We start from the raw sequence: 25,503 nt of genomic DNA on the forward strand, positions 1-25,503 counted from the left end.
AAGGGCTCCTGACTGCTGACGCTATCGGCAGGTTAAGCTAGCGTCGCGTTTTACTCATTGTTTTCTATTGGTTTGCCAGCATAGCAAATTTCGTCAGGCGAGCGTGTGAAAAAGGGAATGGCGACAAAAAAATCGATTCTCGCGCATTTAGAGAGCAAGTTGCTTGAAGTTTGGCTAAACGGTCGATTTTTTTAAAAAGTTGATTGACGGGAGATACGTATTTCCCTAAATTAGCGCCCGTTCCCGGCAACAACGGGAAAGACAATATGGTGAGGTGTCCGAGTGGCTGAAGGAGCACGCCTGGAAAGTGTGTATACGGCAACGTATCGGGGGTTCGAATCCCCCCCTCACCGCCATATTTGAAGAAGAGCTCGTACGCAAGTACGGGCTTTTTTTTCGCCTGTTGCACCCCGCAGGGGGGATGAGAAGCCCCGACCGGGGTTCGACAACTGGCGCCAGCCAGTTGGACAGATGACGAGCCTGCGAGGAATCTGCCCCCCTCACCGCCATCTTCGAAGAAGAGCTCGTACGCAAGTACGGGCTTTTTTTTCGCCTGTTGCACTCCGCCCGGTAGCCCGGACAGGCGCATCGCGCCGCCTCCGGGAACAGTCGCCATCCCGCGGCTTCAGACTCTCTCCGATAGCGCAGCGCCGCCGGGATAGCGGCAAATGCTAATCCTCCTCCATCCGCTGATACTCTTCGCTCAGGAAATCAACCAGCGCCCTGACCGAGGGCAGCAGCCCGCGGCGCGAGGCAAACACCGCATGGATCACCTCCCTGCGCGGTTGCCACTCATCAAGGACAACCACCAGCTCTCCGGCGGCCAACTGATCGCGCACCATTAATAAAGGAAGCTGTACCACCCCAACGCCGGCAATGGCCGCTTCACGAAGCGCCAGCATATCCGTGGTCACCAATCGGGGAGTGAAATAGATCTCCGCCCTTGCGCCCTCTGGACCGGTCAACTGCCACTTATGCTGATGTTTACCTGCGCCCAGGCTCAACCCCGGCCAATCGCTTAATTCTGATGGAACCCGCGGCTGCGCTTGCCGCTCAACCAACCCGGGACTGGCGACCAGACGGTGCCCGCGATCGGCCAGGACACGCATCACCAGGTCGCTGTCTTCTATCGGTCTTGGGCGCACGCGAATCGCCACGTCGACGCCCTCGCCAACGACATCCACTCGCCGATTGGTGGCTTCCAGTTGAAGATTGACGCCCGGGTAGCGCACCATAAACCGTGCCAGCATCGGCCCAATGTGCGCATGCAATAACGTTACCGGACAGGTCAGCTTCACGCTGCCGCGCGGTTCGGAACGCAGGGTTTCCACCGCCTGTTCTGCCGCTTCCGCCTCGATCAGCATCGCCTTGCAGTGTTGATAAAAAGTAAGCCCAACTTCCGTTACCGCAAACTGGCGGGTTGTACGTTGAATCAAACGTACGCCAAGGCGTTCTTCTAACTGGGCGATTCGACGGCTCAATTTTGATTTGGGTTGATCGATCGCCCTTCCCGCCGCAGCAAATCCACCGTGATCGACCACCTGCACAAACCAGGCTAAATCATTAAGATCCTGCATCCTTCCTCCATCGTTCCATTTTTAGAACAGTATAGGTCGTTTTTGCTATCTAGCGGACTATTAGTGGCGAATATATGCTTATTCACATCAGAAACAGACATTCAGGAGACTGCCATGAAACAAATTACAGGTATCTACACTGCGCCTTCACAGCACTGGGTAGGCGACGGTTTCCCGGTTCGCTCAATGTTCTCTTATCAGACACACGGCGAACAGCTAAGCCCCTTCCTGCTGCTTGACTATGCAGGATCGCATCACTTCCCGGCGGGAACGGAGAAACGCGGCGTCGGCGAACATCCGCATCGCGGATTTGAAACCGTCACCGTGGTCTATTCCGGCGAAGTTGAACATCGTGACTCAACCGGTAGAGGCGGCGTTATTGGGCCGGGTGATGTGCAGTGGATGACCGCGGGCGCCGGGATCCTGCACGAAGAGTTCCACTCGGCGGCGTTCACCCGTACCGGCGGCGAGCTGAAGATGATCCAGCTCTGGGTCAACCTTCCGGCTAAAGACAAAATGACGCATCCGGGATACCAGAGCATTACGGCTGATGTGATTCCTGACGTTGAACTGCCGAACAATGCCGGCCGCATGCGGGTTATTGCCGGGCGCTACGAGGATACGGTTGGCCCCGCCCACACGTTTTCTCCGCTGAACGTATGGGATCTTCAGCTTAACCAGAGTCAGGAGATCACCCTGCATCAGCCTGCTGGCTGGAGTACGGCGCTGGTCGTCCTGGAAGGTGAGATTGTCGTGAACGGCGAGGGCAACGCCCACGAGGGACAGCTGGTTGTGCTCAGCCAGAAAGGAGAAGCGCTCCACCTCGCGGCCAGTACCAACGCAAAAGTACTGCTGATGGCCGGCGAGCCGCTGCAGGAGCCGATCGTGGGCTACGGCCCGTTTGTGATGAATACCAAAGCGCAAATCGCAGAAGCGGTTCGTGATTTTAATAGCGGCCGCTTCGGCCAAATCTGATACTGAATGAGGTGAAGAATATGTCTACCCCAGCTAACTTTAATGGTTCTCGTCCGGTTATTGATGTCAATGATACCACCATGCTGCTGATCGACCACCAGAGCGGTCTGTTCCAGACCGTGGGCGATATGCCGATGCCGGAGCTACGGGCGCGCGCCGCCGCGCTGGCGAAGATGGCCTCGTTAGCCGGCATTCCAGTGATCACCACGGCGTCAGTGCCGCAGGGCCCGAATGGCCCGCTGATCCCTGAGATCCATGAAAATGCGCCGCATGCGCAATATATTGCGCGTAAAGGAGAGATTAACGCGTGGGATAACCCGGAATTTGTTGCCGCGGTAAAAGCGACCGGGCGTAAAACGCTGATTATCGCCGGTACCATTACCAGCGTCTGCATGGCGTTCCCGTCCATTGCCGCCGTCGCCGATGGCTATAAGGTTTTTGCCGTCATTGATGCTTCCGGTACCTATAGCAAGATGGCGCAGGAAATCACACTCGCCCGCGTCGTCCAGGCTGGCGTCGTGCCAATGGATACCGCGGCGGTTGCTTCTGAACTGCAGCGCACCTGGAATCGACCGGATGCCGCTGAGTGGGCCGAGGTGTATACCAAGGTCTTCCCGGCATACCAGCTGCTGATCGAGAGCTACGCCAAAGCTCAGGACGTGGTCAAGAACAACGAACAGCTTGATTCACAGCGTTAAAATGCCTGCCTCGCCGCACTACGGCGGGGCAGTGTTCATTGCTTAACCGAACGATAGCAAAAGAATAAATACTGCTTGACCGTTTTAGCGCAACTCCCTATAGTAGCGCCCCGTTGCCCACCCAAGGTGAGCAGCAAAACAATATGGTGAGGTGTCCGAGTGGCTGAAGGAGCACGCCTGGAAAGTGTGTATACGGCAACGTATCGGGGGTTCGAATCCCCCCCTCACCGCCATATTCAAAGAAGAGCTCGTACGCAAGTACGGGCTTTTTTTTTCGCCTGTTGCACTTCCCCGGGGGGGATGAGAAGCCCCGACCGGGGTTCGACAACTGGCGACAGCCAGTTGGACAGATGACGAGCCTGCGAGGAATCTGCCCCGACAAAATTGCCGGGAGCAATTTTGAACAGCGCCTGCGCTGACCCCGAAGGGGCGAGGCCCAGGGATGGGCCGAGTAACGGCGAGCGCAGCGAGTCAATCCCCCCCTCACCGCCATATTCAAAGAAGAGCTCGTACGCAAGTACGGGCTTTTTTTCGCCTGTTGCACTCCCCCGGGGGGGATGAGAAGCCCCGACCGGGGTTCGACAACTGGCGACAGCCAGTTGGACAGATGACGAGCCTGCGAGGAATCTGCCCCGACAAAATTGCCGGGAGCAATTTTGAACAGCGCCTGCGCTGGCCCCGCAGGGGCGAGGCCCAGGGATGGGCCGAGTAACGGCGAGCGCGGCGAGTCAATCCCCCCTCACCGCCATCTTCGAAGAAGAGCTCGTACGCAAGTACGGGCTTTTTTTCGCCTGTTGCACTCCACCGGGAGCAACCTGTTTTATCAAGCGGCGTGACGCCTTTTCCAGTATCTCCCCATCTCCAGCAACATGCTAAAGGACGCCGGAAGCACGGTTAACGTGACGAGCGTGGCGACGATGAGCCCGCCAATGATGGCATACGCCATCGGCCCCCAGAAGACCTGGTGAGAGATGGGGATCATGCCCAGGATCGCGGCGCAGGCGGTCAGAAATATTGGCCTGGCCCGGTGCTCTGCGGCGGCAATAATGGCGGCCTCGCTTTCCATACCCTGAGCCAGATTATTATCGACCTCACTGATAAGTATCACGGCATTGCGGATAATCATCCCCGCCAGCGCGATCGCGCCGAGCAGAGCCACAAATCCCATTGGCGTATCGCTCGGCAGCATGGCCATGACGATCCCCGGTAAGCCGAACGGGGCCATTAACAGAGCCAGCAGCATACGAGAATAGCGCCGTAGCTGGAGCATCAGCAGTAACAGCATCACCCCGAGGGTGACGGGTAAAATATCAAAAACCGAGCTATTGCCTTTTTCGGACTCCGCGACCACCCCACCTTCTACAATGCTGTAACCGATGGGTAGACCCGCGCGCAGTTTATCCACCGTCGGGCGCAAACCGTCCGATACGCCTTCTGCCCGCATCCCCGGCGCGAGGTCGGTTTGTACGGTGATGAACGGCAACCTTTGCCGACGCCAGAGTACCGGATCGTCCACTCCCCAGTCCGGCGTGGCTACCGCGCCAAGGGGAATTTTTTGTCCATCGCGCCCCTCCACCGTCAGCGATGACAGGGTAGCAAGATTCAACCGCTCGCTATCATTCGCCCGCAGCACCACGTCAATCAGCCGATCGTCATCCCTTATCGACGTCACCGTCGTGCCGGACCAGACAGTATTAAGCGTCTGCGCCAGACTCTGCGACGACACCCCCGCCGCCCGCGCAGCAGTCTGGTTCACCTGCAGAACGAGGGTTCTCTCCGGCTCGCCCGCGGTCTGATTCACCTCCCGGGTTAACGGCGAGCGCCCTATCGCCTCGGCCAGACGCCCGGCATACTCTCTGACCTTGAGATAATCCGGACCGCTGATCCGGTATTTGATCGGCCAGCCCACCGGCGGCCCCAGCTCCAGCGGCGAAACGCGCGAAGTCAGATCGCTGAATTGCGTCGCCAGCAGCGTATTTAACTGTTCCCGCAGGCGGTCCCGGGCGGCCAGATCCTTCGCCACCACCACCAACTGCGCCGTATTTTCATTATCCAGCAGAACATCCATCGGTAAGTAAAAGCGTATAGCGCCCGAACCCACATAGGTCGAGTAATGATCAATATTGCGATTCCCGGCAAGCGCCCGTTCCAGCCTTTCCGTTTGTTTCTCCGTGGCAGACTGCGAAGCATTGGCCGGCAGCGTCAGGCTGACCAGCAGCTCCGGACGATCGGATGAAGGGAAAAACTCCCCCTGCATAAACGTTGTGCCATACACCGATACCCCTAGCGCGGCCAGCGCAATTCCCAGGGTGGCGAGCCGGTGGCGCAGCGCCGTTCGCAGAAGTCGTCCATATCCCCGCGCCATTCGGCCCGGGCCCGCGGCATGATGTTTAAACTTTTCCGGCAGCAGCCATGCTCCGGTCAAAGGAGAGAACAGAATCGCCACGATCCATGAACTCAGCAGCGCCATCAGTACCACGGCAAACAGCGAAAAGCAGTATTCGCCAGCGCTGGATGAGGCAAAACCGACGGGAATAAACCCGGCAATCATAACCAGCGTACCGGTCAGCATTGGAAATGCCGTGGTTTTGAAAGCATAGGTCGCCGCCAGCCGTCGCGTATCCCCGGCCTCCAGCCGGGATACCATGGTTTCCACGGCGATCATGGCATCATCCACCAGCAGCCCAAGCGCAATAATCAGGGCCCCGAGAGAGATTCGCTGCAGGCCGATGCCTGCCAGCATCATTCCGGCAAAGGTCATCGCCAGCACCAGCGGGATCGCCGCGGCCACCACCAGCCCGGCCCTTAATCCCAGGGAGACAAAAGAAACCGCCAGCACAATCAGCACGGCTTCCACCAGCACCCGGACAAACCCGCTTACCGCGCCGCTGACCACCGCCGACTGGTCAGCCACTTTCACCATCTCGATACCGTGCGGCAGCCCGGCGCCGATGGCGCTCATTCTGTTGTTCAACGTCGCGCCAAAGCGCAGCATATTTCCCGTTGGCGCCATGGAAATCGCCAGTCCAATGGCAGGACGCCCGTTAACGCGAAACGCCGCAGAAGGCGGTTCGGCCGCTCTTCTCTCGATGGTGGCAATGTCGGTCAGGGGAAGATAGCGATGGTTAATGCGCAGGGTGACGGCGCGTAAGCTCTCTTCGCTCCTGAGCGCCCCGCTGACTTTTATCGTCATCTTCTCCTGCCCGGTGCGCAGAACGCCGGCCGGAACTACCGCATTCTGGGCCCGCAGAGCATCCGTAACCTGCTGAATGCTGAGCCCCATACCGGCCAGTCGGGCGGGTGAAAAAGCGATCGCAATCTGCTCCTGCTGTTCGCCAAGCAGAACCGTTTTGCCGATATCCGGCACGGACATCAGTTCACGGCGGATCGTCTCCACCTGCTGGCGCACCTCCTGGAGGGTATATCCGTCAGGAACAAAGCCATAAATCGTGCCGTACGTGTCGTCAAACTCATCGTTCACGCTCGGCCCCTGCGCGCCTTCGGGCAGCGATGGCGCGATATCCTGCATTTTTTTGCGGATCTGATACCAGATCGCCGGGACTTTTTGCGCTGGCGTGTCATCGCGGAGATTAATATAGATAACCGTTTGTCCGGCCCGGGTTTCACTTTCGATATAATCGAGCCAGGGCGTTTCCTGCAATTTTTTTTCCAGCACATCCGTCACCAGATGGGTCGTATCCGTTACCGATGCGCCCGGCCACTGTGCGGATACCACCGCCGTTTTGATAGTGAACGCCGGATCTTCATTACGCGGCAGCAGCGTATAGCTGAGCGAACCGATAACTATAATCAGCAGCATAAAAAAGCTGACCATTTGCGGATTTTCCAGCGCCCAGGCGGAGAGGTTAAAGGTATATTTTGACGACGCTATTTTCACGGCTGCTTCTCTCCGGCGACGACTTTTTCCCCCGGACGAAGTTTACTCACGCCAGCGGTAATAACCCGGTCGCCGGGCATAAGGCCTGAGGCGATGATAACGAAAGAAGCCGTGTAGCTAGCGGGAACGACAACGCGCAGCTGCGCCTGCATCTGCGGGGAAATCACAAAGACGGCCGGTTTTTCTCCGCAACGGCTCAGCGCCGAAGCCGGTACCGCGTAACCCGCCGAGCCTGATGCCGGTAGCCTTACCGTGACGCTGGAGCCCAGCGCCATCGCAGCGGGCGGTTTCTTGAGAGTAGCCCTGACGCGCCATGTCCGGGTCTGGGGATCGGCCTGTGGGCTAATATCACGCAAAATGGCGAAGGCGTTCACTCCGGCATCGCTGAGCAAAGCAACCTGAAATTCCTCCGCCTTTTGCGCCTCAATCTTAGCGGGATCCGGGATATCAAACACCACGTCGCGCGCCTGCCCGGCCGCCAGCGTCACCACCGTCTCACCGGCGTTGACGACCTGACCGGGAGAGGCGCTGACCGCCGTAATGATCCCCTCGCCCGGAGAGGTCAGCCGAGTCCAGCCAAGGCTTTCCCTGGCGTTGCGCAAAGCGGCCTCGCTGCTCTTCACCCGGGCGCTGGCGACCAGCCAGTCCGCCCGCGCGCTGTCGAGCTGGGAGCGGGCGATTGCCCCTGTCGCGATGAGTTTTTGCATCCGGCTAACGTTCAGCGCGGCTACCCGGGCGGTCGCTCTGGCGCTCTCTTCGTCAGCCGTCGCGCTATCCAGCTGGTTTTGTGCGCTGGTATCGTCAAGCGTGGCCAGCAGCTGCCCGTAATTGACCCGATCGCCAATTTCCACCGCGCGCGTCATCATCCTGCCCGCCGTGCGGAAGCTCAGGGCCGTCTCATCGTGCGCATGGATCTCGCCGGTTCTTTCCAGAGAGGGAAGCGTTGCCGGGGAGCCGATGACCACGTAGCGCACCGGGCGGGCGGGAGCCGGCTTATCGCCGCTTTTATCGCCACAGCCCACCAGCGGTACGATCATCAGGGCCAGTACGATCGGCGGCAACAGCGCAAACCAGGGTAGCGACCGCTCGGCGCCGAGCAAAGCGTACACGCACTGACGAAGGGAAAGAACTAACTCATATAACATAACGCCACTCCGTTCGGGAAATGGCGCCATTACATGACACATTAATCGAGAATGGCTCGACGTTCTGTCAAGGGATTATCAAGACGGGCTCTTTTCTTCCACGCCGGGATCGTACGGCAGATGAACACGAATCAGCAGACCGCCGCTCGCCGGTAACGACGCGCTAATGCGCCCCCCGTGCGCCGCGCAGATAGCGCGCGCAATGGATAATCCCAGGCCGCTGCCGCCGGAGTGTCTGGCGCGGGACGCCTCCTCGCGGGTGAAGCGCTGGAACATTTCCGGTAAAAAATGCCGCGCCACGCCGGGCCCGTCATCAACAAAATCGATGAGGTAAGCCCCCTCTTCGCGGCGCAGTTTAATGGCGAGATGGCCCCCCTTGCGCCCATAGCGAACGGCATTTTCCATCACGATGGTAAAGACCTGCCCCATGCGGAAGGCGTCGCCGCGAAAGGGGCATGACGGCGAAGGCTGAATGGCGATCGTGACGCGCTGAGCGTCCGCCTGCGGCGTTAACCATGCGGCTCGCTCCTGAAGGAGCTCATCCAGAGAGAATGGCTGGTCATCCAATACCAGATTGCCGGCATCCGCGAGGGAAAGGAGATGCAGCTCATCCGTCAGCCGATTCAGATGCTGGAGCTGTTTCATCACCATCTCCAGCTGCTGCGGCTGGGTATCAAAAACGCCATCCAGCATGCCCTGCAGACGGCCAATCGCCGCCGTCAGCGGGGAGCGAAGCTCATGCGCCATCGCCACATGCGAGGCGCGGAGTTCTTTATCGTAGCGGGCCAGCTGGCCGGTCATTTTGTTAAAGTCGGCGGCAAAGCGGATCATTTCCGCCGGCGCGTCCTCAATCAGCTCCGCCTGGCGGCCAAATTGCCCTCCGGTCACATCCTTCGCCGCATCACGAAGACGGCTGAACTGCAGCGATAGCGGACGGGCGTAGCGCAGCCCCATAACAACAATGAAGGGGATCATGACCAGCACCAACACCGCTACGGTCACCCAGTCCGCCGAGGCGATAGAGGGAGTGGAATAACTCAATCCCCACCAGGTATCGACAATCTGATGAAAACGCGCCGGATTGGCCTCAGGATTGCGGCTGAGCGCGACAAACTCCTCGCGCAAGGCGGGCGGCATTTTGTACATGATCCAGTAGTTCTGCACGGCAAAGCGCAGCCACATACAGGTGGCGATAACAATCACGCTGCCGATAGCCAGCGCCAGAATACGCCCGCAAATCCAGCGCCAGAGAGAAGAGTGTCGGGTCTTGATCATGGTTGTCTGAACCTGTAACCCACGCCGCGAACGTTGACCAACGCGCCGGATACTCCCGCGGCCTCCAGTTTTTTACGCAGGTTATAAATATGCGTATCCACCACGCGCTCCAGCGCTTCGCTCTCGGGAAGGCAGCGCTCCAGCAGATATTGTCGCGAAAAGGGGCGAACGGGGGCGCGCATCAGCGTGGCCAGAAGCGAAAACTCGGTCGGAGTCAGGTCGAGAATAGACGCAGGTTCCCCCGAGCGACTGACGGTCGCGACAATGGCCGCGACATCGACCTCCAGCCCCTGCCAACGCAGAATGTCTTCCCGGGCGTCGTCTTTGCGACTACGCCGGAGCACGGCCTGAACGCGCGCCACCACTTCGCCAGGGTGGTAGGGCTTGACCACATAATCGTCGGCGCCGTAGCGCAGCGCGCCAATACGATCGGGCATGTCTCCCATTGCGGTCACCATAATCACCGGCACATCGCTTTTTCGCCGCAAGCTGGCCAACACCTCGGTTCCGTTTAGCCCGGGCAGCATCACATCCAGCAAGATCAGGTCAGGCTTCCAGCGCTGCGCCATATCCAGCCCGGAGAGTCCGTCCATGGTCACCGCCACGTCATAGTTTTCCCGGCGTAAATAGGCCTCAAGCACGCCGGCCGCGTCGGCGTCATCTTCAATTATCAGCACTCTTCTGGACAACATCTGTTCACCTTGACCGTTTCTTAACACTATCCCGACCGTTTATTGATTTAGCAAAACCATACTGCAGCGGCATTCTGCGGCGTCCCCGATCGGACGGCGCCCGTTTCCATATGGAGAACAGTATGATAGCCAGAAAAATTTCGCCGTATATGGTCGTGCCGTTTTTAATGGTGATAACGCCCGGCGCGCGCGCCGATGAAGCCGCCGCGCCTTCCGATGGGCTGACTATCGGGGTGGGGGGAAAGTACGCGCCTCGTTACAGCGGTTCTGACAAGCAGATTTGGCAGGTGGTTCCCGTAATACAGGGTCGGAAAGGCGCTTTCTTTATTGATAGCCAAAAAGGCATAGGCTACGACCTGTCAGGCGACAGCGGCCTCTACTTCGAGCACACGCTCGGTTACGACCTCGGGCGAGCGGAAAAAAACTCGAGCTGGCGCGATGGGGCTAATACGCTGAAGGGGATGGGTAATATTAAAGCCAACATGAATACCGCCTTTGCCGTCGGCTGGTCGGTCACGCCGTGGCTCACCGTTGAAGGCAAGGCTACACTTCCGCTCACCGACGCCCAGGGCGTGCATTATCAAACTTCCGCCACCCTCCTGCTGGTTCAAAACACGCAAGATATCGTTGCTTTAAAGTCCGCCGCGCTGTTTGGCGACAGCCGGTACGTCAATACGTTTTACGGCGTTGACCACCAGCAGAGCCTCCGTTCCGGCTATCGCCCCTATCGCTCAGCCGGCGGATTTTACGGCATCGATAACGCGCTGACCTGGAGCCATCAATATGACGAGCATTGGGGCTCCATTCTCAGCGCCGGCTATAGCTGGCTCGGGGAACACGCCGCTGACAGCCCGCTCGTCTCCCGGCGCAATGAAGGTTCCGTAACGGCGGCAATCACCTGGACATTTTGAGCTATAGGTCAGCAACAATTATCCGCTCTATAGCAGTAAACCGCCGTTATTTTCGTTTGTAGCGCGCCTGGATAACGTGATGAAAAAAGCCAGAAACCCCATCCACGCTAATGATAAACTTCTGCAGCGTTACCTTTAAATGTTAAGGAAGGAATATGAGCACCATTGCCGTTGTTGTTCTGACTTACGTTAAACCGCTTGAGGAAGTTGACGCCCAGCTTGCTGCACACGTGGAGTGGCTGAAGCAAGGGTACGCTGACGGAATATTTCTCGCTTCGGGGCGTAAAATCCCCAGGTCCGGCGGCGTGATTCTGGCTAAAGGCGATGATCTGGATGCGCTGCAAAACTGGCTGAGCCAGGATCCGTTTCAGCAATCGGGCGTAGCGAAAGTCGAGATCGTTCCTTTTGAAGCAACGATGGCCAGCCCCTCGCTGCAGGCTCTTCTGTAGTGCGCTAAAAACAAAGCCCGGTCGCCCGGGCTTTGCAGACTCAAAAGGACTCAGTAATAGGCTTTCAGCGCGCGCTGGCAAAGCGTTGAGCGCACGCAATCGTCGGTCGTAAAACGCACAATACCGACCATCTCATCCTCCTCAAAACGCGCCAGCGCATCGCTCAGGCCCGAGCGGACTCCAGAAGGCAGGTCGCACTGGGTAATATCGCCGTTGACGATAACCGTCACGTTCTCCCCGAGGCGGGTCAAAAACATCTTCATTTGCGCAGCGGTCACGTTCTGGGCCTCGTCCAGAATCACTACCGCATTTTCAAATGTACGTCCGCGCATGTAGGCGAACGGCGCGATTTCCACCTTGCCGATTTCCGGGCGCAGGCAGTACTGCATAAAGGAAGCCCCTAGCCTTCTCACCAGCACGTCATAAACCGGGCGGAAATAGGGAGCGAACTTCTCGGCGATATCTCCCGGTAAGAAGCCGAGATCTTCGTCGGCCTGCAGAACGGGACGGGTAACAATAATTCTGTCCACATCCTTATGGATCAGGGCTTCAGCTGCTTTTGCCGCGCTAATCCAGGTCTTACCGCACCCGGCCTCGCCCGTGGCGAAGATCAGCTGTTTATTGTCGATGGCATTCAAATAATGCGCCTGAGCCTCATTCCGTGCTTCGATTGGCGATGCATCGCGGCTGTCCCGCGCCATGCCAATGGCTTCTACGCCACTCATTTGCACAAGCGATGTGACCGATTCTTCTTCGCGCTGCTTATGGCTTCGCGAATCCTGTCTCAGCACACGTTTGGCCTCACGACGAGCTCTGGTCACTGCTTTTTGTCTTCCCATGGATAGCACCTTGCGTTGTTGGTTTACATCACACGCGCCACGATCGACGCGATTATGCGCACTAACGATTGAGGTTTGGCTTCCTTGTAAGCCATTGCTTGCCTGACGAATTGGCAGAGGGTCACGGCTACGCGCACCGGTAACCTTGCCTGGGTTCGGGTTTTCTTTGCGAGAGGAGGAGGATTTTGCGGTGTGAAAATCGCGGCCGGAAGTTGGGCTCCCGTGCTGATGAGTACGGTCTGGGGTTTGACGTTTTCCGTTACAGCAATCGGGCATTCGCGATCTCCATAATGAAACGAGACTACTGCCGAGAACTACCGCGCCTGTAATAAGTACATCAGAAATAATTCTAAGCGCAACTTATTTTTCACATACAGACAACAAATAATTCTCATCACAGCTGAGGAGAGTTTCCGACTATAAGATTACAGAAAAATGAAACAAGGCAGGAAATACAAAAAATGAATGGAAAAACAGCAGAAAACGCCCTGCCCTTGCGGGCAGGTACGTCAGGCTTCGAGCAACGATTGCCCAAGATAATGCCGATCGTTGATAACCCCCGGCAGAACAAAGAAATAGCCGCCGCCAATGGGCTTCACGTACTCCTCCAGCGCTTCTCCGTTCAGGCGCTTTTGCACCGTCAGGAAGCCTTTTTCCAGATCGTGCTGATAGCAGACAAACAGCAGCCCCATATCCAACTGCCCGGAATTGGTCACCCCCAGCGAATAGCTGTAGCCCCGGCGCATCATCAGGCTGGATTGCGTTTCCGGGGTGCGCGGATTGGCCAAACGAATATGGCTATCGAGCGCAATGGTATCGCCGTCAGGGTCTTTGCTGTAATCCGGCACGTCGTGCTCGTGCTGCATCCCAAGCGGCGCGCCGCTCAGCTTATCGCGGCCAAAAATGGTCTGCTGCTCTTTCAGCGGCGTACGATCCCAGAACTCAACGTGGAACTGAATAATCCGCGCCGCCTGATAGCTGCCGCCCGTCGCCCACGCGGGCTCTCCCTGGTCGGCGGTAACCCACACCACCTTATCCATTAGCGCCTTATCGGTGCTAATCGGATTCGCGGTGCCATCTTTGAAGCCCAGCAGATTCACCGGCGTCTCTTTACCCTTGCTGCGCGCGGCGCTGTCGGAGATGAATCCTTCCCGCTTCCAGCGCACGCTGAGCAGATCCGGGGTGTGCTTAATCACGTCCCGCAGGGCGTGAATCACCGTATCCTGGGTATTGGCGCAAATTTGCAGCAGCAGATCGCCGTGGCACAGCGCCGCATCCAGCGAATCGTTCGGAAAACGCGTCATCTTCTGCAGCGCCTTCGGCGCCTGATTAGCCAGGCCGAAACGCTCGTCAAACAGCGAATGCCCCACCGAGACGGTGATCGTCAGGTTATCCGGCGCGATCCACGGCCCGAGAATGCCTGAGTCCATCGGCGGCAGCCGCGGGTTCGGCGTATCCGGCGCAGGGCCGCCTTTGGTCAGAAAGGCGATACGCCCGGTCAGCAGGCGAAACAGCCGCTCAAGGTCCGCTTTATCGCTGGCGAGCACGTCAAAAGCGACCAGCATCATCGACGCCTGCTGCGGCGTCAGCACGCCGGCCTGATGCGGACCATAAAACGGCTGCGCTTCCATACGCGCGTTTGGTGACAGCGTGCCCGGAGAGCTATTGTCTTTTGCCGCGTGCGCCACCGGACAGCCGCCGGTTATCGCCAGCGCGCCGCCAAGCGCGCCGATCCCTTTTAATAACCGCCGCCGGGACGGTTCATTAACATCATATTTTTGCTCAGCCATCGACTTAGTCCAGACCCAGGATCCCGCGCAGCTGGGCCAAATCTTCCGCCAGCGTGGTGATCGGGCCTTTCAGCGCGTTACGATCGGCATCCGTCAGCTTGTCATAGGTCTCGAAGCCGTCTTTGGTGCGGTATTTGCTGAGAATGGTATCCACTTTTTTGAAGTTGGCGTCCACCTTCGCCAGCAGCGCGCTGTTCTCTTTCTGCAGCTGCGGACGCAGCAGGTCGACGATTTTCTGCGCGCCGTCAATGTTGGCCTGGAAATCCCACAGGTCAGTATGGCTGTAGCGATCTTCTTCGCCGCTGATTTTGCTGGCGGCCACTTCTTCAATCAGACCGGCAGCGCCGCCGACCACTTTTGACGGCGGGAACGCCAGTTCGCTAATGCGTTTTTGCAGATCGAGAACGTCGGCGTTCAATTGATCGGCATAGTTATCCATTCCCTTGACGCTATTATCGCCAAACAGCGCTTTTTCCAGCCGGTGGAAACCGGTGAATTTCGGATCTTCGGCTTTTTTCTCGTAGTCATCCTCGCGGGCGTCGATGCTACCATCAAGATCGGAGAACAGCTCGGCGATCGGTTCGATACGCTCATAGTGCTGGCGCGTCGGCGCGTACAGCGCTTTCGCCTTCTCGATATCGCCCGCTTTCACCGCATCGGTAAAGGCTTTGGTGCCGCTAACCAGCTCCGCGGTCTCGGCGGTAACGTAGGCTTTATAGGCGGTAATAGCCTCACCCAGGCTGAGCAGCGCATCGGCTTTGGCGGCATCTTTGGTCGCCTCGCCGGTCACCGTCAGTTTGCCTTTCGGGTTGGTCAGCAGACCACAGGTCATATCATATTCGCCCGGTTGCAGGTTGGCCGTCAGCTTTTGCGTAAAACCGGGAGCGATATTCTCCCGCTCCTCCACCACCATCACCCCTTTCAGAATTTCCCACTCCAGCGCTTTCTGGCTGTGGTTCTGAATGATGAACTGGGTTTTACCCGCCTTCACGGTGACGTTCATCGGCTCGCATTGTTTGTCGGTGACGGTCACTTTGACCTGCGGAATATCGGCCGCCTGGGCGTAAAAAGCCGAGCTGAACAGCGCAGCGAGCGTAAGCTGCAGCGCATTACGACGAAAATGATTCATCATGACCATCCCTTTCGATAAGTATGTTGTCACTATTGCAATCCGCGATGCCCGACTACGCTGCCCGGGATGCGGTGGTTTTTTTACCCGGCGGCGAGACGTACAGCGCCAGCGCCGGGATCAAATAGATAAAGTAGACCGCCACTTCGCTGACGGTCGGCGTTTCCTGATAGCCAAAGATCCCCTCCAGCAGCGTGCCGAATAGCGTGTGCGTCGAAATGACGTTGCTCAGGTCGAAGGCGACCTCCTGGAAGTGGTTCCACAATCCGGCCTCATGGAAGGCGCGGATAGCTCCCGCGGCGAGGCCAGCGGCCACCAGCAAAATAAACAGGCTGGTCCATTTGAAGAAGACGCCGAGATTCATGCGGATACCGCCCCAGTAGATCAGGAACCCTAAAACGATGGCCGTCGCCAGACCGAGCATCGCCCCAATGGGCGGCCAGATCCCGACATCCTGCTGGAAGGCGGCGAGCAGGAAAAAGACCGATTCCAGGCCTTCACGCGCGACGGCGAAAAAGACCATCATCACCAGCGCCCAGCCGTGATTATTCCCGCGCTGGAGGGCATTATCGACCGCCTGCTCAAGCTGCTGTTTGACGTTGCGCGACACTTTACGCATCCAGAACACCATCCACGTCAGAATGCACACCGCCACCACCGCCACGATGCCCTCAAACAGCTCCTGCTCGCGCTGCGGAAACTCGCCGGTGGTTTCGTTGATAAAGATTCCCAGGCCCAGGCACAGCGCCGCCGCAAGCAGCACCCCAATCCACATTACGCCAATCCAGCTGCCGCGCTGGGTGCGTTTCAGATAGCTGGCAATCAGGCTGACAATCAGCGCAGCTTCCAGGCCTTCACGTAACATGATGAGAAATGGGACAAACATGCCAACACCCTTAAATGTGAACCGCAGTCAACTGATGCAAAGATAGGTAAATATTTCTGATAGTGATTATCATTACAATAATCAGAAACACAAGTGAAATGTGGAGTGAATGATGACGATTTGTAAATTAGTCGCGAACAAATAATGACTTGCGCGATTATCTCGCAGCCCTGGCCCCACGGGTCAGGCGGACGGGATTTTTAGCGCCAGATATTTACCCGGCAGCCCAGCTGTGGCTAAATGGCGGCCTTATTGACCTGCGAAATAAACGACATGACTCAATTCTTGCACTTCCTGCTGGCGCTGGTGGTTATCCTCGCCCTTGCCTGGCTTGCCAGCTATGACCGTAAAAAAATCCGCATTCGCTATATTATCCAGTTAATTGTTATTGAAGTTGCCCTGGCTTTCTTTTTTCTCCACGCCGAAAGCGGCCTGTGGCTAGTGAAAAATATCGCTTCCTTTTTTGAGTCCCTACTCGGTTTTGCCGCCGAAGGTACCAATTTTGTATTTGGCGGCATGAGTGAAAAAGGACTGGCGTTTATTTTCCTTGGCGTGTTGTGCCCCATCGTCTTTATCTCCGCGCTCATCGGTATTCTTCAGCACTGGCGTATTCTGCCGATTTTCATTCGCCTGATTGGCACCCTGCTGTCAAAGGTTAACGGAATGGGTAAGCTGGAGTCCTTCAACGCGGTCAGTTCGCTGATCCTCGGTCAATCAGAGAACTTTATTGCCTATAAAGGCGTGCTCGGCGACCTCTCTTCACGCCGCCTGTTCACCATGTCGGCCACCGCGATGTCGACGGTTTCGCTCTCCATCGTCGGCGCTTATATGAGTATGCTCGACGCGAAATACGTCGTCGCCGCGCTGATCCTGAATATGTTCAGCACCTTTATTGTGCTGTCGATCATTAACCCGACGCGTCCGGGCAGCGAGGAGGAGATCAAGCTTGAAAAACTGCATGAGTCGCAGAGTTTCTTTGAAATGCTCGGTGAATATATTCTGGCCGGTTTTAAAGTCGCGATGATTATTCTGGCGATGCTGATTGGTTTTATCGCCTTAATTAGCGCGATTAATGCCCTATTCGCCACGATATTTGGCCTGAGCTTCCAGCAGATCCTTGGCTACGTCTTTTATCCGCTGGCGTGGCTGATTGGTATTCCGCTTAGCGATGCGCTGAATGCCGGGAGTATTATGGCGACGAAACTGGTGGCCAATGAATTTGTCGCCATGATTGAGCTGCAAAAAATAGCCGCCAGCATGACGCCGCGCGGGCTGGGAATTTTATCTGTGTTTCTGGTTTCCTTCGCCAACTTTGCCTCTATCGGCATTATCGCCGGGGCAATTAAAGGCCTGAACGAGCAGCAGGGGAATATCGTTTCCCGCTTCGGTCTGCGCCTGGTGTATGGCGCAACGCTGGTCAGCCTGCTCTCCGCCAGCTTTGCGGGACTGGTACTGTAACCGAAGCGCGTTTGGCCTGTTATCCCGGGGGCGGCGCAGAGCGCCTTACCCGGGAATGTCATCGGATTCAAGTTAAAAATGTACGCACACCGGCTGGTCAACGCGCATCACCGACTCCTGCGCAAAGCGTGATTTATAGGTAGTGCGCAGCGCCTCAATCCCCTCTTCGCTCTTCGCATCTTTACCGTGAATCAGCATCAGCGCCTTGCTCTGCTCGCGCGCCACGGTACCGTCATTGCCCAGCCACTGCCCGCGCGCGTCAAAGACCGTCAGACCATCGCGAAAGCGCGGCGTCACGTCGCGGTCAACGAACTGCTGCCACTCCTGAGCGGTGATATCCTTCCCGGCCGGACGGCTTAAGCCGAAATAAAGCGTGGTTTGCACCATCGCGTTATCCGCCGGGCAGGCGTTTGCATCGACCGCCGGGGTGGTCTTCGCGGCAGGCGCTACGCAGCCGCTCAATAATCCTGCCAGCACCAGCGCCACTGTCCCCTGTCTGAAACTCATTTCGCTACCCTCATTGTTATTTGTGCTGAGATATCAGCGTATTTTCAAACGATTAGCAAGAGGCATAAATAACAAAGCCCGCAGAGCGCGGGCTTGATGGGGTTGCAGGGGCTTACTCGGCGGTCGCGCGCACCGGCGGCGCGGAGTGATAATGGGCGTCCGCTTCGGCAAAGCGTCGCTGCATCTCGGCGGAAGGCGCTTTACCCAGCAGGCTGAAGACCACAATCCCCAGGCTACCAAAGATAAAGCCAGGGATGATTTCATACAGGCCCAGCCAGCCGAACTGCTTCCAGACGATGACCGTGACCGCGCCGATGATCATCCCGGCCAGCGCGCCGTTACGGGTCATTCGTGACCACATCACCGAGAACAGCACTACCGGGCCAAACGCCGCGCCAAAGCCTGCCCACGCGTAGCTTACCAGGCCCAGTACGCGGTTCTCCGGGTTGGCCGCCAGGGCGATCGCAATTAACGCGACGACCAGCACCATAAAGCGTCCTACCCATACCAGCTCTTTCTGACCGGCATTTTTACGCAAAAACGCTTTATACAGATCTTCGGTAATCGCGCTGGAGCACACCAGCAGCTGGCAGCTCAGGGTCGACATCACCGCCGCCAGGATCGCCGACAGCAGGATCCCGGCAATCCATGGATTGAAGAGAATTTGCGCCAGTTCGATAAAGACGCGTTCGGCGTTCTGATTAACCGCACCGGCAAGGGCCGGGTTGTTATTGAAGTACGCAATACCAAAAAAGCCGACGGAACAGGCACCTGCCAGGCAGAGGATCATCCAGGTCATGCTGATGCGACGAGCGTGAACGATGCTGTGATGCGAATCCGCCGCCATAAAGCGCGCCAGAATATGCGGCTGACCAAAATAGCCCAGCCCCCAGCCCATCAGCGAAATAATCGCCACGAAGTTCAGGCCCTTGAGCATATCAACGTTCTCGATGCTCTTTTGCTTAATCACCTCCAGGGAATCGCCAAAACCGCCGACGGAAATCACCACCATCACCGGCGTCAGGATCAGGGCGAATATCATCAGGCTGGCCTGAACGGTATCGGTCCAGCTCACCGCGAGGAAGCCGCCGACAAAGGTATAAATAATGGTTGCCGCCGCGCCAGCCCACAGCGCGGTTTCGTAGCTCATGCCAAAGGTGCTTTCAAACAGACGCGCGCCGGCCACAATACCGGAAGCGCAATAGATGGTGAAAAATAACAAAATCACCAGCGCCGAGATAATTCGCAGCACGCGGCTTTGATCTTCAAAGCGGCCGGTAAAATAATCCGGCAGCGTCAGGGCGTTATTATTCGCCTCGGTATGCACCCGCAAACGCCCCGCCACCAGCTTCCAGTTAATCCATGCGCCTAACGTCAGGCCAATGGCAATCCAGCTTTCGGAAATACCGGAAATAAATATCGCCCCCGGCAGCCCCATCAGCAGCCAGCCGCTCATATCTGAGGCCCCGGCGGAGAGCGCGGTGACGAATGGGCCAAGGCTGCGGCCGCCGAGAATATAATCATCAAAGTTCTTTGTCGAACGCCATGCAATAAAACCGATGAGTACCATGCCAAAAATATAAACAATAAAAGTCACCAACATGGGTGTGCTAATAGCCATGTAAAAATCTCCAGAATTTTTGTCGACAGCGTCCAAATTTGTCGTTTTATCCACTACCGGAACGGGGCAATGGCCTATTGGTTGTATTGGGCGACCGTATCCTGACGGAAGCTTTGTTTTTTCACAAACGATTTAACACAGCATTTACACGAAATGCTTCCAGGACCAAACTTCATTTTGTTATAGGTTGCACTCTCTCACGTTTTTAACGGTTGCACCACGCAAAAGTGTTAACTGACGCATAGAAATACCTTATTAGACAGGGGATAAATACCTGCTATTTTCGTCATTATTTTTAACATTACCGGCGTTTTACTACCTGCCACACATTTATCAATTAACAAGGTTGCACAAAGTTGCAACATGGTAGATATTTCTACGCAACCTCATCTTGGCACGAAGACGTTCTATTACAGGAGTTCCTGACATGGGCACCACCACCATGGGTGTAAAACTTGACGACGCGACGCGCGAACGCATTAAATCCGCGGCGAGCCGTATTGACCGCACGCCGCACTGGCTGATTAAACAGGCCATTTTCAACTATCTGGAAAAGCTGGAAAATGACGAGACGCTGCCGGAGCTGCCGGCGCTGCTGTCAGGCGCGGCCAACGAAAGCAATGAGGCCGGTAACCCGGCTGACGAACCTTATCAGCCCTTCCTCGATTTCGCCGAGCAGATCCTGCCGCAGTCCGTTTCCCGCGCGTCGATCACCGCCGCCTGGCGCTGGGCCGAAACCGACGCCGTACCGATGCTGCTGGAGCAGGCTCGCCTGCCGCAGACTCTCGGCGAACAGGCGCACAAGCTCGCGTATCAGCTGGCGGAAAAGCTGCGCAATCAGAAAACCGCCAGCGGCCGCGCCGGAATGGTTCAGAGCCTACTGCAGGAGTTCTCGCTCTCCTCGCAGGAAGGCGTGGCCCTAATGTGCCTGGCGGAAGCCCTACTGCGCATTCCGGACAAAGCCACCCGCGATGCCCTCATCCGCGACAAAATCAGCAACGGCAACTGGCAGTCGCATATCGGCCGCAGCCCGTCGCTGTTCGTCAACGCCGCCACGTGGGGACTGCTGTTTACCGGCAGGCTGGTCTCGACCCATAACGAAACCAGCCTGTCGCGCTCGCTGAACCGCATTATCGGCAAGAGCGGCGAACCGCTAATCCGCAAAGGCGTCGATATGGCGATGCGTCTGATGGGCGAGCAGTTCGTTACCGGCGAAACCATCGCCGAAGCGCTGGCCAACGCCCGCAAGCTGGAAGACAAAGGCTTCCGCTACTCCTACGATATGCTGGGCGAAGCGGCGCTGACCGCCGACGATGCCCAGGCCTATATGGTCTCCTACCAGCAGGCGATCCACGCCATCGGCAAAGCCTCCAACGGACGGGGCATTTATGAAGGACCGGGCATTTCGATTAAGCTCTCCGCGCTGCACCCGCGCTACAGCCGCGCCCAGTACGACCGGGCGATGGAAGAGCTGTACCCGCGCCTGAAGTCGCTGACCCTGCTGGCGCGCCAGTACGATATCGGCATCAACATTGACGCCGAAGAGGCCGATCGGCTGGAGATCTCTCTCGATCTGCTGGAAAAACTCTGCTTTGAGCCGGAGCTGGCGGGCTGGAACGGGATTGGCTTTGTGATCCAGGCCTACCAGAAACGCTGCCCGTTCGTGATTGACTACCTGATCGACCTCGCCACCCGCAGCCGTCGTCGCCTGATGATTCGTCTGGTAAAAGGCGCCTACTGGGACAGCGAAATCAAACGCGCGCAGATGGACGGCCTTGAAGGCTATCCGGTCTATACCCGCAAGGTCTACACCGACGTCTCCTATCTGGCCTGCGCGAAAAAGCTGCTGGCGGTGCCGAACCTGATCTACCCGCAGTTCGCAACCCATAACGCCCACACCCTGGCGGCGATTTATCAGTTGGCCGGGCAGAACTACTACCCTGGACAGTACGAATTCCAGTGCCTGCACGGCATGGGCGAGCCGCTGTACGAGCAGGTCACCGGTAAGGTCGCCGATGGCAAACTGAACCGCCCGTGCCGTATTTACGCGCCGGTTGGCACCCACGAAACGCTGCTGGCGTATCTGGTGCGCCGTCTGCTGGAAAACGGCGCCAACACCTCATTTGTTAACCGTATCGCCGACAGCACCCTGCCGCTGGATGAGCTGGTTGCCGACCCGGTCGCCGCGGTGGAAAAACTGGCCCAGCAGGAAGGTCAGGTGGGTCTGCCACACCCGAAAATCCCGCTGCCGCGCGATCTTTACGGTCAAGGGCGCAGCAATTCCGCCGGCCTGGATCTCGCCAACGAGCATCGTCTGGCCTCACTCTCCTCCTCGTTATTAAACAGCGCGCTGCATAAATGGCAGGCGCTGCCGATGCTGGAGCACCCGGTGGCCGAAGGCGAAATGCAGGCGGTCGTGAACCCGGCGGAGCCAAAAGATATCGTCGGCTACGTGCGCGAAGCCACCGATGACGAAGTCCAGCAGGCGCTGACCAGCGCGGTTAACAACGCGCCAATCTGGTTCGCCACCCCGCCGCAGGAGCGCGCGGCGATCCTCGAACGCGCCGCGGTGCTGATGGAAGGCCAGATGCCGACTCTGATGGGCATCCTGGTACGCGAAGCGGGGAAAACCTTCAGCAACGCGATTGCCGAAGTGCGCGAAGCGGTGGACTTTCTCCACTACTACGCCGGTCAGGTGCGTAACGATTTTGACAACGAAACTCATCGCCCGCTGGGCCCGGTCGTCTGTATCAGTCCGTGGAACTTCCCGCTGGCGATCTTTAGCGGACAAATTGCCGCCGCGCTGGCGGCCGGCAATACCGTGCTGGCAAAACCCGCCGAGCAGACGCCGCTCATCGCCGCTCAGGGCGTGGCTATCCTGCTGGAAGCGGGCGTGCCGCCGGGCGTTATTCAACTGCTGCCGGGCCGCGGGGAAACCGTCGGCGCCGCGCTAACTTCCGACGAGCGCGTACGCGGCGTGATGTTCACCGGCTCTACCGAAGTCGCCGCCCTATTGCAGCGCAACATCGCCAGCCGGCTTGACGCTCAGGGCCGCCCGACGCCGCTGATCGCCGAAACCGGCGGCATGAACGCGATGATCGTCGACTCTTCAGCATTAACCGAGCAGGTGGTGATTGACGTACTCGCCTCGGCGTTCGACAGCGCGGGACAGCGCTGCTCCGCCCTGCGCGTACTCTGCCTGCAGGATGATATCGCCGACCATACGCTGACCATGCTGCGCGGCGCGATGGCCGAGTGCCGGATGGGTAACCCGGGCCGTCTGACTACCGATATCGGGCCAGTGATTGACGCCGAAGCCAAAGAGAATATCGAGCGCCACATCCAGACGCTGCGCGCCAAAGGGCGCAAAGTCTTCCAGGCGGTGCGCGAAAACGGCGAAGATTCCCGCGAATGGACCAGCGGCACTTTCGTTCCGCCGACGCTTATCGAGCTCGACAGCTTCGACGAGCTGAAAAAAGAGGTCTTCGGTCCGGTGCTGCACGTGGTGCGCTATAACCGCAACGAGCTGGACGGGCTGGTCGAGCAGATCAACGCCTCCGGCTACGGCCTGACCCTCGGCGTGCATACCCGTATTGACGAAACCATCGCTCAGGTCACCGGCAGCGCCAACGTCGGCAACCTGTACGTCAACCGCAATATGGTCGGCGCCGTGGTCGGCGTGCAGCCGTTCGGCGGCGAGGGCCTGTCGGGTACCGGTCCAAAAGCCGGCGGTCCGCTGTATCTGTACCGACTGCTCTCCAGCCGCCCGCAGAACGCCGTCGGGATCACCCTCGCCCGCCAGGACGCGGAGTACCCGCTGGACGCGCAGCTGAAGACGCTGCTGGAAAAACCGCTGGTCGCTTTACAGCAGTGGGCGGCGGATCGCCCGGAACTGCAGGCTCTGTGCCAGCAGTTCAGCGAGCAGGCGCAGGCCGGAACCCAGCGTCTGCTGCCGGGGCCAACCGGCGAGCGCAACACCCTGACCTTTATGCCGCGCGACCGGGTGCTGTGCGTGGCCGATAATGAGCAGGATGCGCTCACCCAGCTGGCGGGCGTGACCGCCGTTGGCTGCGAAGTGCTGTGGCCGGACGCCCCTCTGCAGCGCGAGCTGGCGAAAAAGCTGCCGCGAGAGGTCAGCGAGCGGATCCACTTCGCCAAAGCAGAAACCCTGACGACCGAGCCTTTCGATGCGGTTATCTACCACGGCGATTCCGATCAGCTGCGGGAGCTGTGCGAACAGGTAGCGGCGCGCGATGGCGCGATCGTTTCGGTGCAGGGCTTCGCCCGCGGCGAGAGCAATCTGCTGCTGGAGCGCCTCTATATTGAACGTTCGCTCAGCGTCAATACCGCCGCGGCCGGCGGCAACGCCAGCCTGATGACGATTGGCTAAGCCTGCTTCCCGGGTTGCGGCTGATGCCTTACCCGGGCTACCCCAACGCAGGCCGCGCGTACCTGTAGCCCGGGCAAAGCGCTTTGCGCCGGGCCCGGGAAAGCAGACGGCACGATGTCAGCTAATGACACCAGACGCAGGCTGTGGTTAATTAAGGCTCCCGGACGGGAGCTTTTTTTATGGGAGTTGACCAATGAAACGCACTTTACTCGCTTTTGCCGCGCTGCTGGCAAGCACCCATGCGCTGGCGGACGAATGCAGCAACGCCAGCAATCAAACGGAAATGAACCAGTGCACCGCCGCGCAGTACCAGGCTGACGACAAAAAATTAAATGAAACGTATCAGGAAGCGCTGAAGCGCGCCTCCGGCAAGCAGCAGGAATTGCTGAAAAAAGCGCAGCTGTCGTGGATTGCGCTACGCGACGCCGACTGTCAGTTCCTCGCCTCCGGCGCTGAGGGCGGCAGCGTACAGCCGATGCTGATCAACCAGTGCATGTCCGATAAAACCGTCGAGCGCGAGTCGTTCCTCGCCTCGCTGCTGCAGTGCGAGGATGGCGATCAGAGCTGCCCGCTGCCGCCCGCCAATTAACGCACGCGGATCCCTTCAATAATCATCCGCTGGACATTATCGACGGTTTGCTGAAAAAACGTCTCATCGCGCAGCGTCGCGCCGGTTACCGCCTCAACCTGAGTGGCGAAATCGGCGTAATGCTGTGTGGTCGCCCAGATCATAAAGATCAGATGCTGCGGGTCAACCGGCGCCAGCCGGCCGCTCTCGACCCAGCCGGAAATAATCGCCGACTTTTCATCCACCAGCGCTTTCAGATCGCCGGTCAGTTCACCCATCAGCAGCGGCGCGCCCTGCAGCATCTCCAGGCAGAACAGCCTTGACGCTTGCGGGTGATCGCGGGACACCTCCAGCTTGAGGCGAATATATTCGCCGATAGCCACCAGCGGGCTGATATCTTCGCGAAAGGCCTTCAGCGGCGCCAGCCAGATAGCCAGAATCTGCTGCAGCACGGCAATATACAGCGCCTCTTTCGACGGGTAGTAGTAGAGCAGGTTCGTTTTCGATACCCCGGCCAGCTCGGCGACCTGCTCAAGCCGCGTACCGTGGATACCAAACTGCGAGAACGCATCGAGCGCGGCGGCCAGGATCGCCTCTTTTTTCGCGCTCACCGCCAGTGAACGTTTGCCGATCTTTTTCACGCTGCCCTGTGCCATTCGTCATCTCCTTCTTTTCACGCCATCAGCATAGCAAAT

General features: G+C 58.1%; 19 protein-coding genes and 2 tRNA genes. 9 read left to right on the forward strand and 12 right to left on the reverse strand.

Annotated features, from left to right (window positions below; genetic code table 11):
• Positions 1-268 precede the first annotated feature (268 nt).
• A tRNA-Ser gene (locus K7H21_RS17130) sits at positions 269-356 on the forward strand.
• A gap of 315 nt (positions 357-671) precedes the next feature.
• Here the strand turns inward: K7H21_RS17130 and K7H21_RS17135 are convergent.
• Positions 672-1,577 carry a LysR family transcriptional regulator gene (locus K7H21_RS17135; RefSeq protein ID WP_142468714.1) on the reverse strand — a complete coding sequence of 302 codons (906 nt, stop codon included), beginning with the start codon at positions 1,575-1,577 and terminating at the stop codon, positions 672-674.
• 114 nt (positions 1,578-1,691) lie between these two features.
• Here K7H21_RS17135 and K7H21_RS17140 point away from each other — a divergent pair, with 114 nt between their 5' ends.
• From K7H21_RS17140 to K7H21_RS17150, 3 genes are all read left to right on the forward strand, one after another.
• On the forward strand, positions 1,692-2,552 hold the full coding sequence (locus K7H21_RS17140; protein WP_223035245.1) for a pirin family protein: 861 nt from the start codon (positions 1,692-1,694) through the stop codon (positions 2,550-2,552).
• A gap of 20 nt (positions 2,553-2,572) precedes the next feature.
• Positions 2,573-3,250 (forward strand): isochorismatase family protein, encoded by a 678-nt coding sequence (locus tag K7H21_RS17145; protein WP_004131326.1) that lies wholly within the window; start codon positions 2,573-2,575, stop codon positions 3,248-3,250.
• A gap of 145 nt (positions 3,251-3,395) precedes the next feature.
• Positions 3,396-3,483: transfer RNA gene (locus tag K7H21_RS17150), tRNA-Ser, on the forward strand.
• A 590-nt stretch (positions 3,484-4,073) separates the two neighbouring features.
• On the opposite strand, the gene K7H21_RS17155 is transcribed toward K7H21_RS17150, so the two are convergent.
• The 4 genes from K7H21_RS17155 to K7H21_RS17170 form a co-directional block, all read right to left on the reverse strand.
• On the reverse strand, positions 4,074-7,148 hold the full coding sequence (locus tag K7H21_RS17155; RefSeq protein ID WP_049112834.1) for an efflux RND transporter permease subunit: 3,075 nt from the start codon (positions 7,146-7,148) through the stop codon (positions 4,074-4,076).
• Entirely contained in the window at positions 7,145-8,293 is a 1,149-nt protein-coding gene (locus K7H21_RS17160; protein WP_223035246.1) for an efflux RND transporter periplasmic adaptor subunit, read from the reverse strand. Before K7H21_RS17160 ends, K7H21_RS17155 begins: the two co-directional genes overlap by 4 nt.
• A gap of 78 nt (positions 8,294-8,371) precedes the next feature.
• Positions 8,372-9,568: a sensor histidine kinase gene (locus K7H21_RS17165; RefSeq protein WP_112166305.1), complete on the reverse strand. Its 1,197-nt coding sequence runs from the start codon at positions 9,566-9,568 to the stop codon at positions 8,372-8,374.
• Positions 9,565-10,260 (reverse strand): response regulator, encoded by a 696-nt coding sequence (locus K7H21_RS17170; protein ID WP_004131317.1) that lies wholly within the window; start codon positions 10,258-10,260, stop codon positions 9,565-9,567. The genes K7H21_RS17165 and K7H21_RS17170 overlap by 4 nt, the downstream gene beginning before the upstream one ends.
• A gap of 122 nt (positions 10,261-10,382) precedes the next feature.
• On the opposite strand from K7H21_RS17170, the gene K7H21_RS17175 reads away from it, so the two are divergent.
• Complete coding sequence (locus K7H21_RS17175; RefSeq protein WP_223035247.1) at positions 10,383-11,171, forward strand: MipA/OmpV family protein; 789 nt, start codon at positions 10,383-10,385, stop codon at positions 11,169-11,171.
• 155 nt (positions 11,172-11,326) lie between these two features.
• Positions 11,327-11,620: a YciI family protein gene (locus K7H21_RS17180; RefSeq protein WP_004131314.1), complete on the forward strand. Its 294-nt coding sequence runs from the start codon at positions 11,327-11,329 to the stop codon at positions 11,618-11,620.
• 50 nt (positions 11,621-11,670) lie between these two features.
• Here K7H21_RS17180 and phoH read toward each other — a convergent pair whose 3' ends face one another.
• The 4 genes from phoH to efeU form a co-directional block, all read right to left on the reverse strand.
• Positions 11,671-12,459, reverse strand: coding sequence for a phosphate starvation-inducible protein PhoH (gene phoH / locus K7H21_RS17185; protein ID WP_032742089.1), 789 nt, complete (start codon positions 12,457-12,459; stop codon positions 11,671-11,673).
• 509 nt (positions 12,460-12,968) lie between these two features.
• Positions 12,969-14,249 carry an iron uptake transporter deferrochelatase/peroxidase subunit gene (efeB, locus tag K7H21_RS17190; RefSeq protein WP_142446122.1) on the reverse strand — a complete coding sequence of 427 codons (1,281 nt, stop codon included), beginning with the start codon at positions 14,247-14,249 and terminating at the stop codon, positions 12,969-12,971.
• Positions 14,250-14,253: 4 nt separating this feature from the next.
• Positions 14,254-15,381 (reverse strand): iron uptake system protein EfeO, encoded by a 1,128-nt coding sequence (efeO, locus tag K7H21_RS17195; protein WP_004131308.1) that lies wholly within the window; start codon positions 15,379-15,381, stop codon positions 14,254-14,256.
• Positions 15,382-15,433: 52 nt separating this feature from the next.
• Complete coding sequence (gene efeU, locus K7H21_RS17200; RefSeq protein ID WP_004131307.1) at positions 15,434-16,264, reverse strand: iron uptake transporter permease EfeU; 831 nt, start codon at positions 16,262-16,264, stop codon at positions 15,434-15,436.
• A gap of 273 nt (positions 16,265-16,537) precedes the next feature.
• On the opposite strand from efeU, the gene K7H21_RS17205 reads away from it, so the two are divergent.
• Positions 16,538-17,722, forward strand: coding sequence for a NupC/NupG family nucleoside CNT transporter (locus K7H21_RS17205; RefSeq protein ID WP_024359575.1), 1,185 nt, complete (start codon positions 16,538-16,540; stop codon positions 17,720-17,722).
• 72 nt (positions 17,723-17,794) lie between these two features.
• On the opposite strand, the gene K7H21_RS17210 is transcribed toward K7H21_RS17205, so the two are convergent.
• Positions 17,795-18,229, reverse strand: coding sequence for a DUF3574 domain-containing protein (locus K7H21_RS17210; RefSeq protein WP_223035248.1), 435 nt, complete (start codon positions 18,227-18,229; stop codon positions 17,795-17,797).
• Between the two features lie 112 nt (positions 18,230-18,341).
• Complete coding sequence (gene putP, locus K7H21_RS17215; protein ID WP_049114834.1) at positions 18,342-19,850, reverse strand: sodium/proline symporter PutP; 1,509 nt, start codon at positions 19,848-19,850, stop codon at positions 18,342-18,344.
• A 427-nt stretch (positions 19,851-20,277) separates the two neighbouring features.
• Here putP and putA point away from each other — a divergent pair, with 427 nt between their 5' ends.
• The gene (gene putA / locus K7H21_RS17220) at positions 20,278-24,240 is read left to right on the forward strand and encodes a trifunctional transcriptional regulator/proline dehydrogenase/L-glutamate gamma-semialdehyde dehydrogenase (protein WP_223035249.1); all 3,963 of its coding nucleotides are present in this window, start codon (positions 20,278-20,280) and stop codon (positions 24,238-24,240) included.
• A 193-nt stretch (positions 24,241-24,433) separates the two neighbouring features.
• The gene (locus K7H21_RS17225; RefSeq protein WP_004131302.1) at positions 24,434-24,829 is read left to right on the forward strand and encodes a lysozyme inhibitor LprI family protein; all 396 of its coding nucleotides are present in this window, start codon (positions 24,434-24,436) and stop codon (positions 24,827-24,829) included.
• On the opposite strand, the gene rutR is transcribed toward K7H21_RS17225, so the two are convergent.
• Entirely contained in the window at positions 24,826-25,464 is a 639-nt protein-coding gene (gene rutR, locus K7H21_RS17230) for an HTH-type transcriptional regulator RutR (RefSeq protein ID WP_004131301.1), read from the reverse strand. The two genes, K7H21_RS17225 and rutR, sit on opposite strands and share 4 nt — an antisense overlap.
• Positions 25,465-25,503: the final 39 nt, after the last annotated feature.

Source organism: Klebsiella sp. CTHL.F3a (genome assembly GCF_019890895.1).
GTDB classification, from domain to species: Bacteria; Pseudomonadota; Gammaproteobacteria; order Enterobacterales; family Enterobacteriaceae; genus Klebsiella; species Klebsiella grimontii.

Coding starts and splice junctions, on each gene's coding strand:
- putA (WP_223035249.1), top strand. CDS start 20,278: ATGGGCACCACCACCATGGGTGTAAAACTTGACGACGCGACGCGCGAA.
- K7H21_RS17165 (WP_112166305.1), bottom strand. CDS start 9,568: ATGATCAAGACCCGACACTCTTCTCTCTGGCGCTGGATTTGCGGGCGT.
- efeU (WP_004131307.1), bottom strand. CDS start 16,264: ATGTTTGTCCCATTTCTCATCATGTTACGTGAAGGCCTGGAAGCTGCG.
- K7H21_RS17205 (WP_024359575.1), top strand. CDS start 16,538: ATGACTCAATTCTTGCACTTCCTGCTGGCGCTGGTGGTTATCCTCGCC.
- K7H21_RS17210 (WP_223035248.1), bottom strand. CDS start 18,229: ATGAGTTTCAGACAGGGGACAGTGGCGCTGGTGCTGGCAGGATTATTG.
- efeO (WP_004131308.1), bottom strand. CDS start 15,381: ATGATGAATCATTTTCGTCGTAATGCGCTGCAGCTTACGCTCGCTGCG.
- K7H21_RS17160 (WP_223035246.1), bottom strand. CDS start 8,293: ATGTTATATGAGTTAGTTCTTTCCCTTCGTCAGTGCGTGTACGCTTTG.
- rutR (WP_004131301.1), bottom strand. CDS start 25,464: ATGGCACAGGGCAGCGTGAAAAAGATCGGCAAACGTTCACTGGCGGTG.
- K7H21_RS17140 (WP_223035245.1), top strand. CDS start 1,692: ATGAAACAAATTACAGGTATCTACACTGCGCCTTCACAGCACTGGGTA.
- K7H21_RS17180 (WP_004131314.1), top strand. CDS start 11,327: ATGAGCACCATTGCCGTTGTTGTTCTGACTTACGTTAAACCGCTTGAG.
- putP (WP_049114834.1), bottom strand. CDS start 19,850: ATGGCTATTAGCACACCCATGTTGGTGACTTTTATTGTTTATATTTTT.
- K7H21_RS17225 (WP_004131302.1), top strand. CDS start 24,434: ATGAAACGCACTTTACTCGCTTTTGCCGCGCTGCTGGCAAGCACCCAT.
- efeB (WP_142446122.1), bottom strand. CDS start 14,249: ATGGCTGAGCAAAAATATGATGTTAATGAACCGTCCCGGCGGCGGTTA.
- K7H21_RS17170 (WP_004131317.1), bottom strand. CDS start 10,260: ATGTTGTCCAGAAGAGTGCTGATAATTGAAGATGACGCCGACGCGGCC.
- K7H21_RS17145 (WP_004131326.1), top strand. CDS start 2,573: ATGTCTACCCCAGCTAACTTTAATGGTTCTCGTCCGGTTATTGATGTC.
- K7H21_RS17175 (WP_223035247.1), top strand. CDS start 10,383: ATGATAGCCAGAAAAATTTCGCCGTATATGGTCGTGCCGTTTTTAATG.
- phoH (WP_032742089.1), bottom strand. CDS start 12,459: ATGGGAAGACAAAAAGCAGTGACCAGAGCTCGTCGTGAGGCCAAACGT.
- K7H21_RS17135 (WP_142468714.1), bottom strand. CDS start 1,577: ATGCAGGATCTTAATGATTTAGCCTGGTTTGTGCAGGTGGTCGATCAC.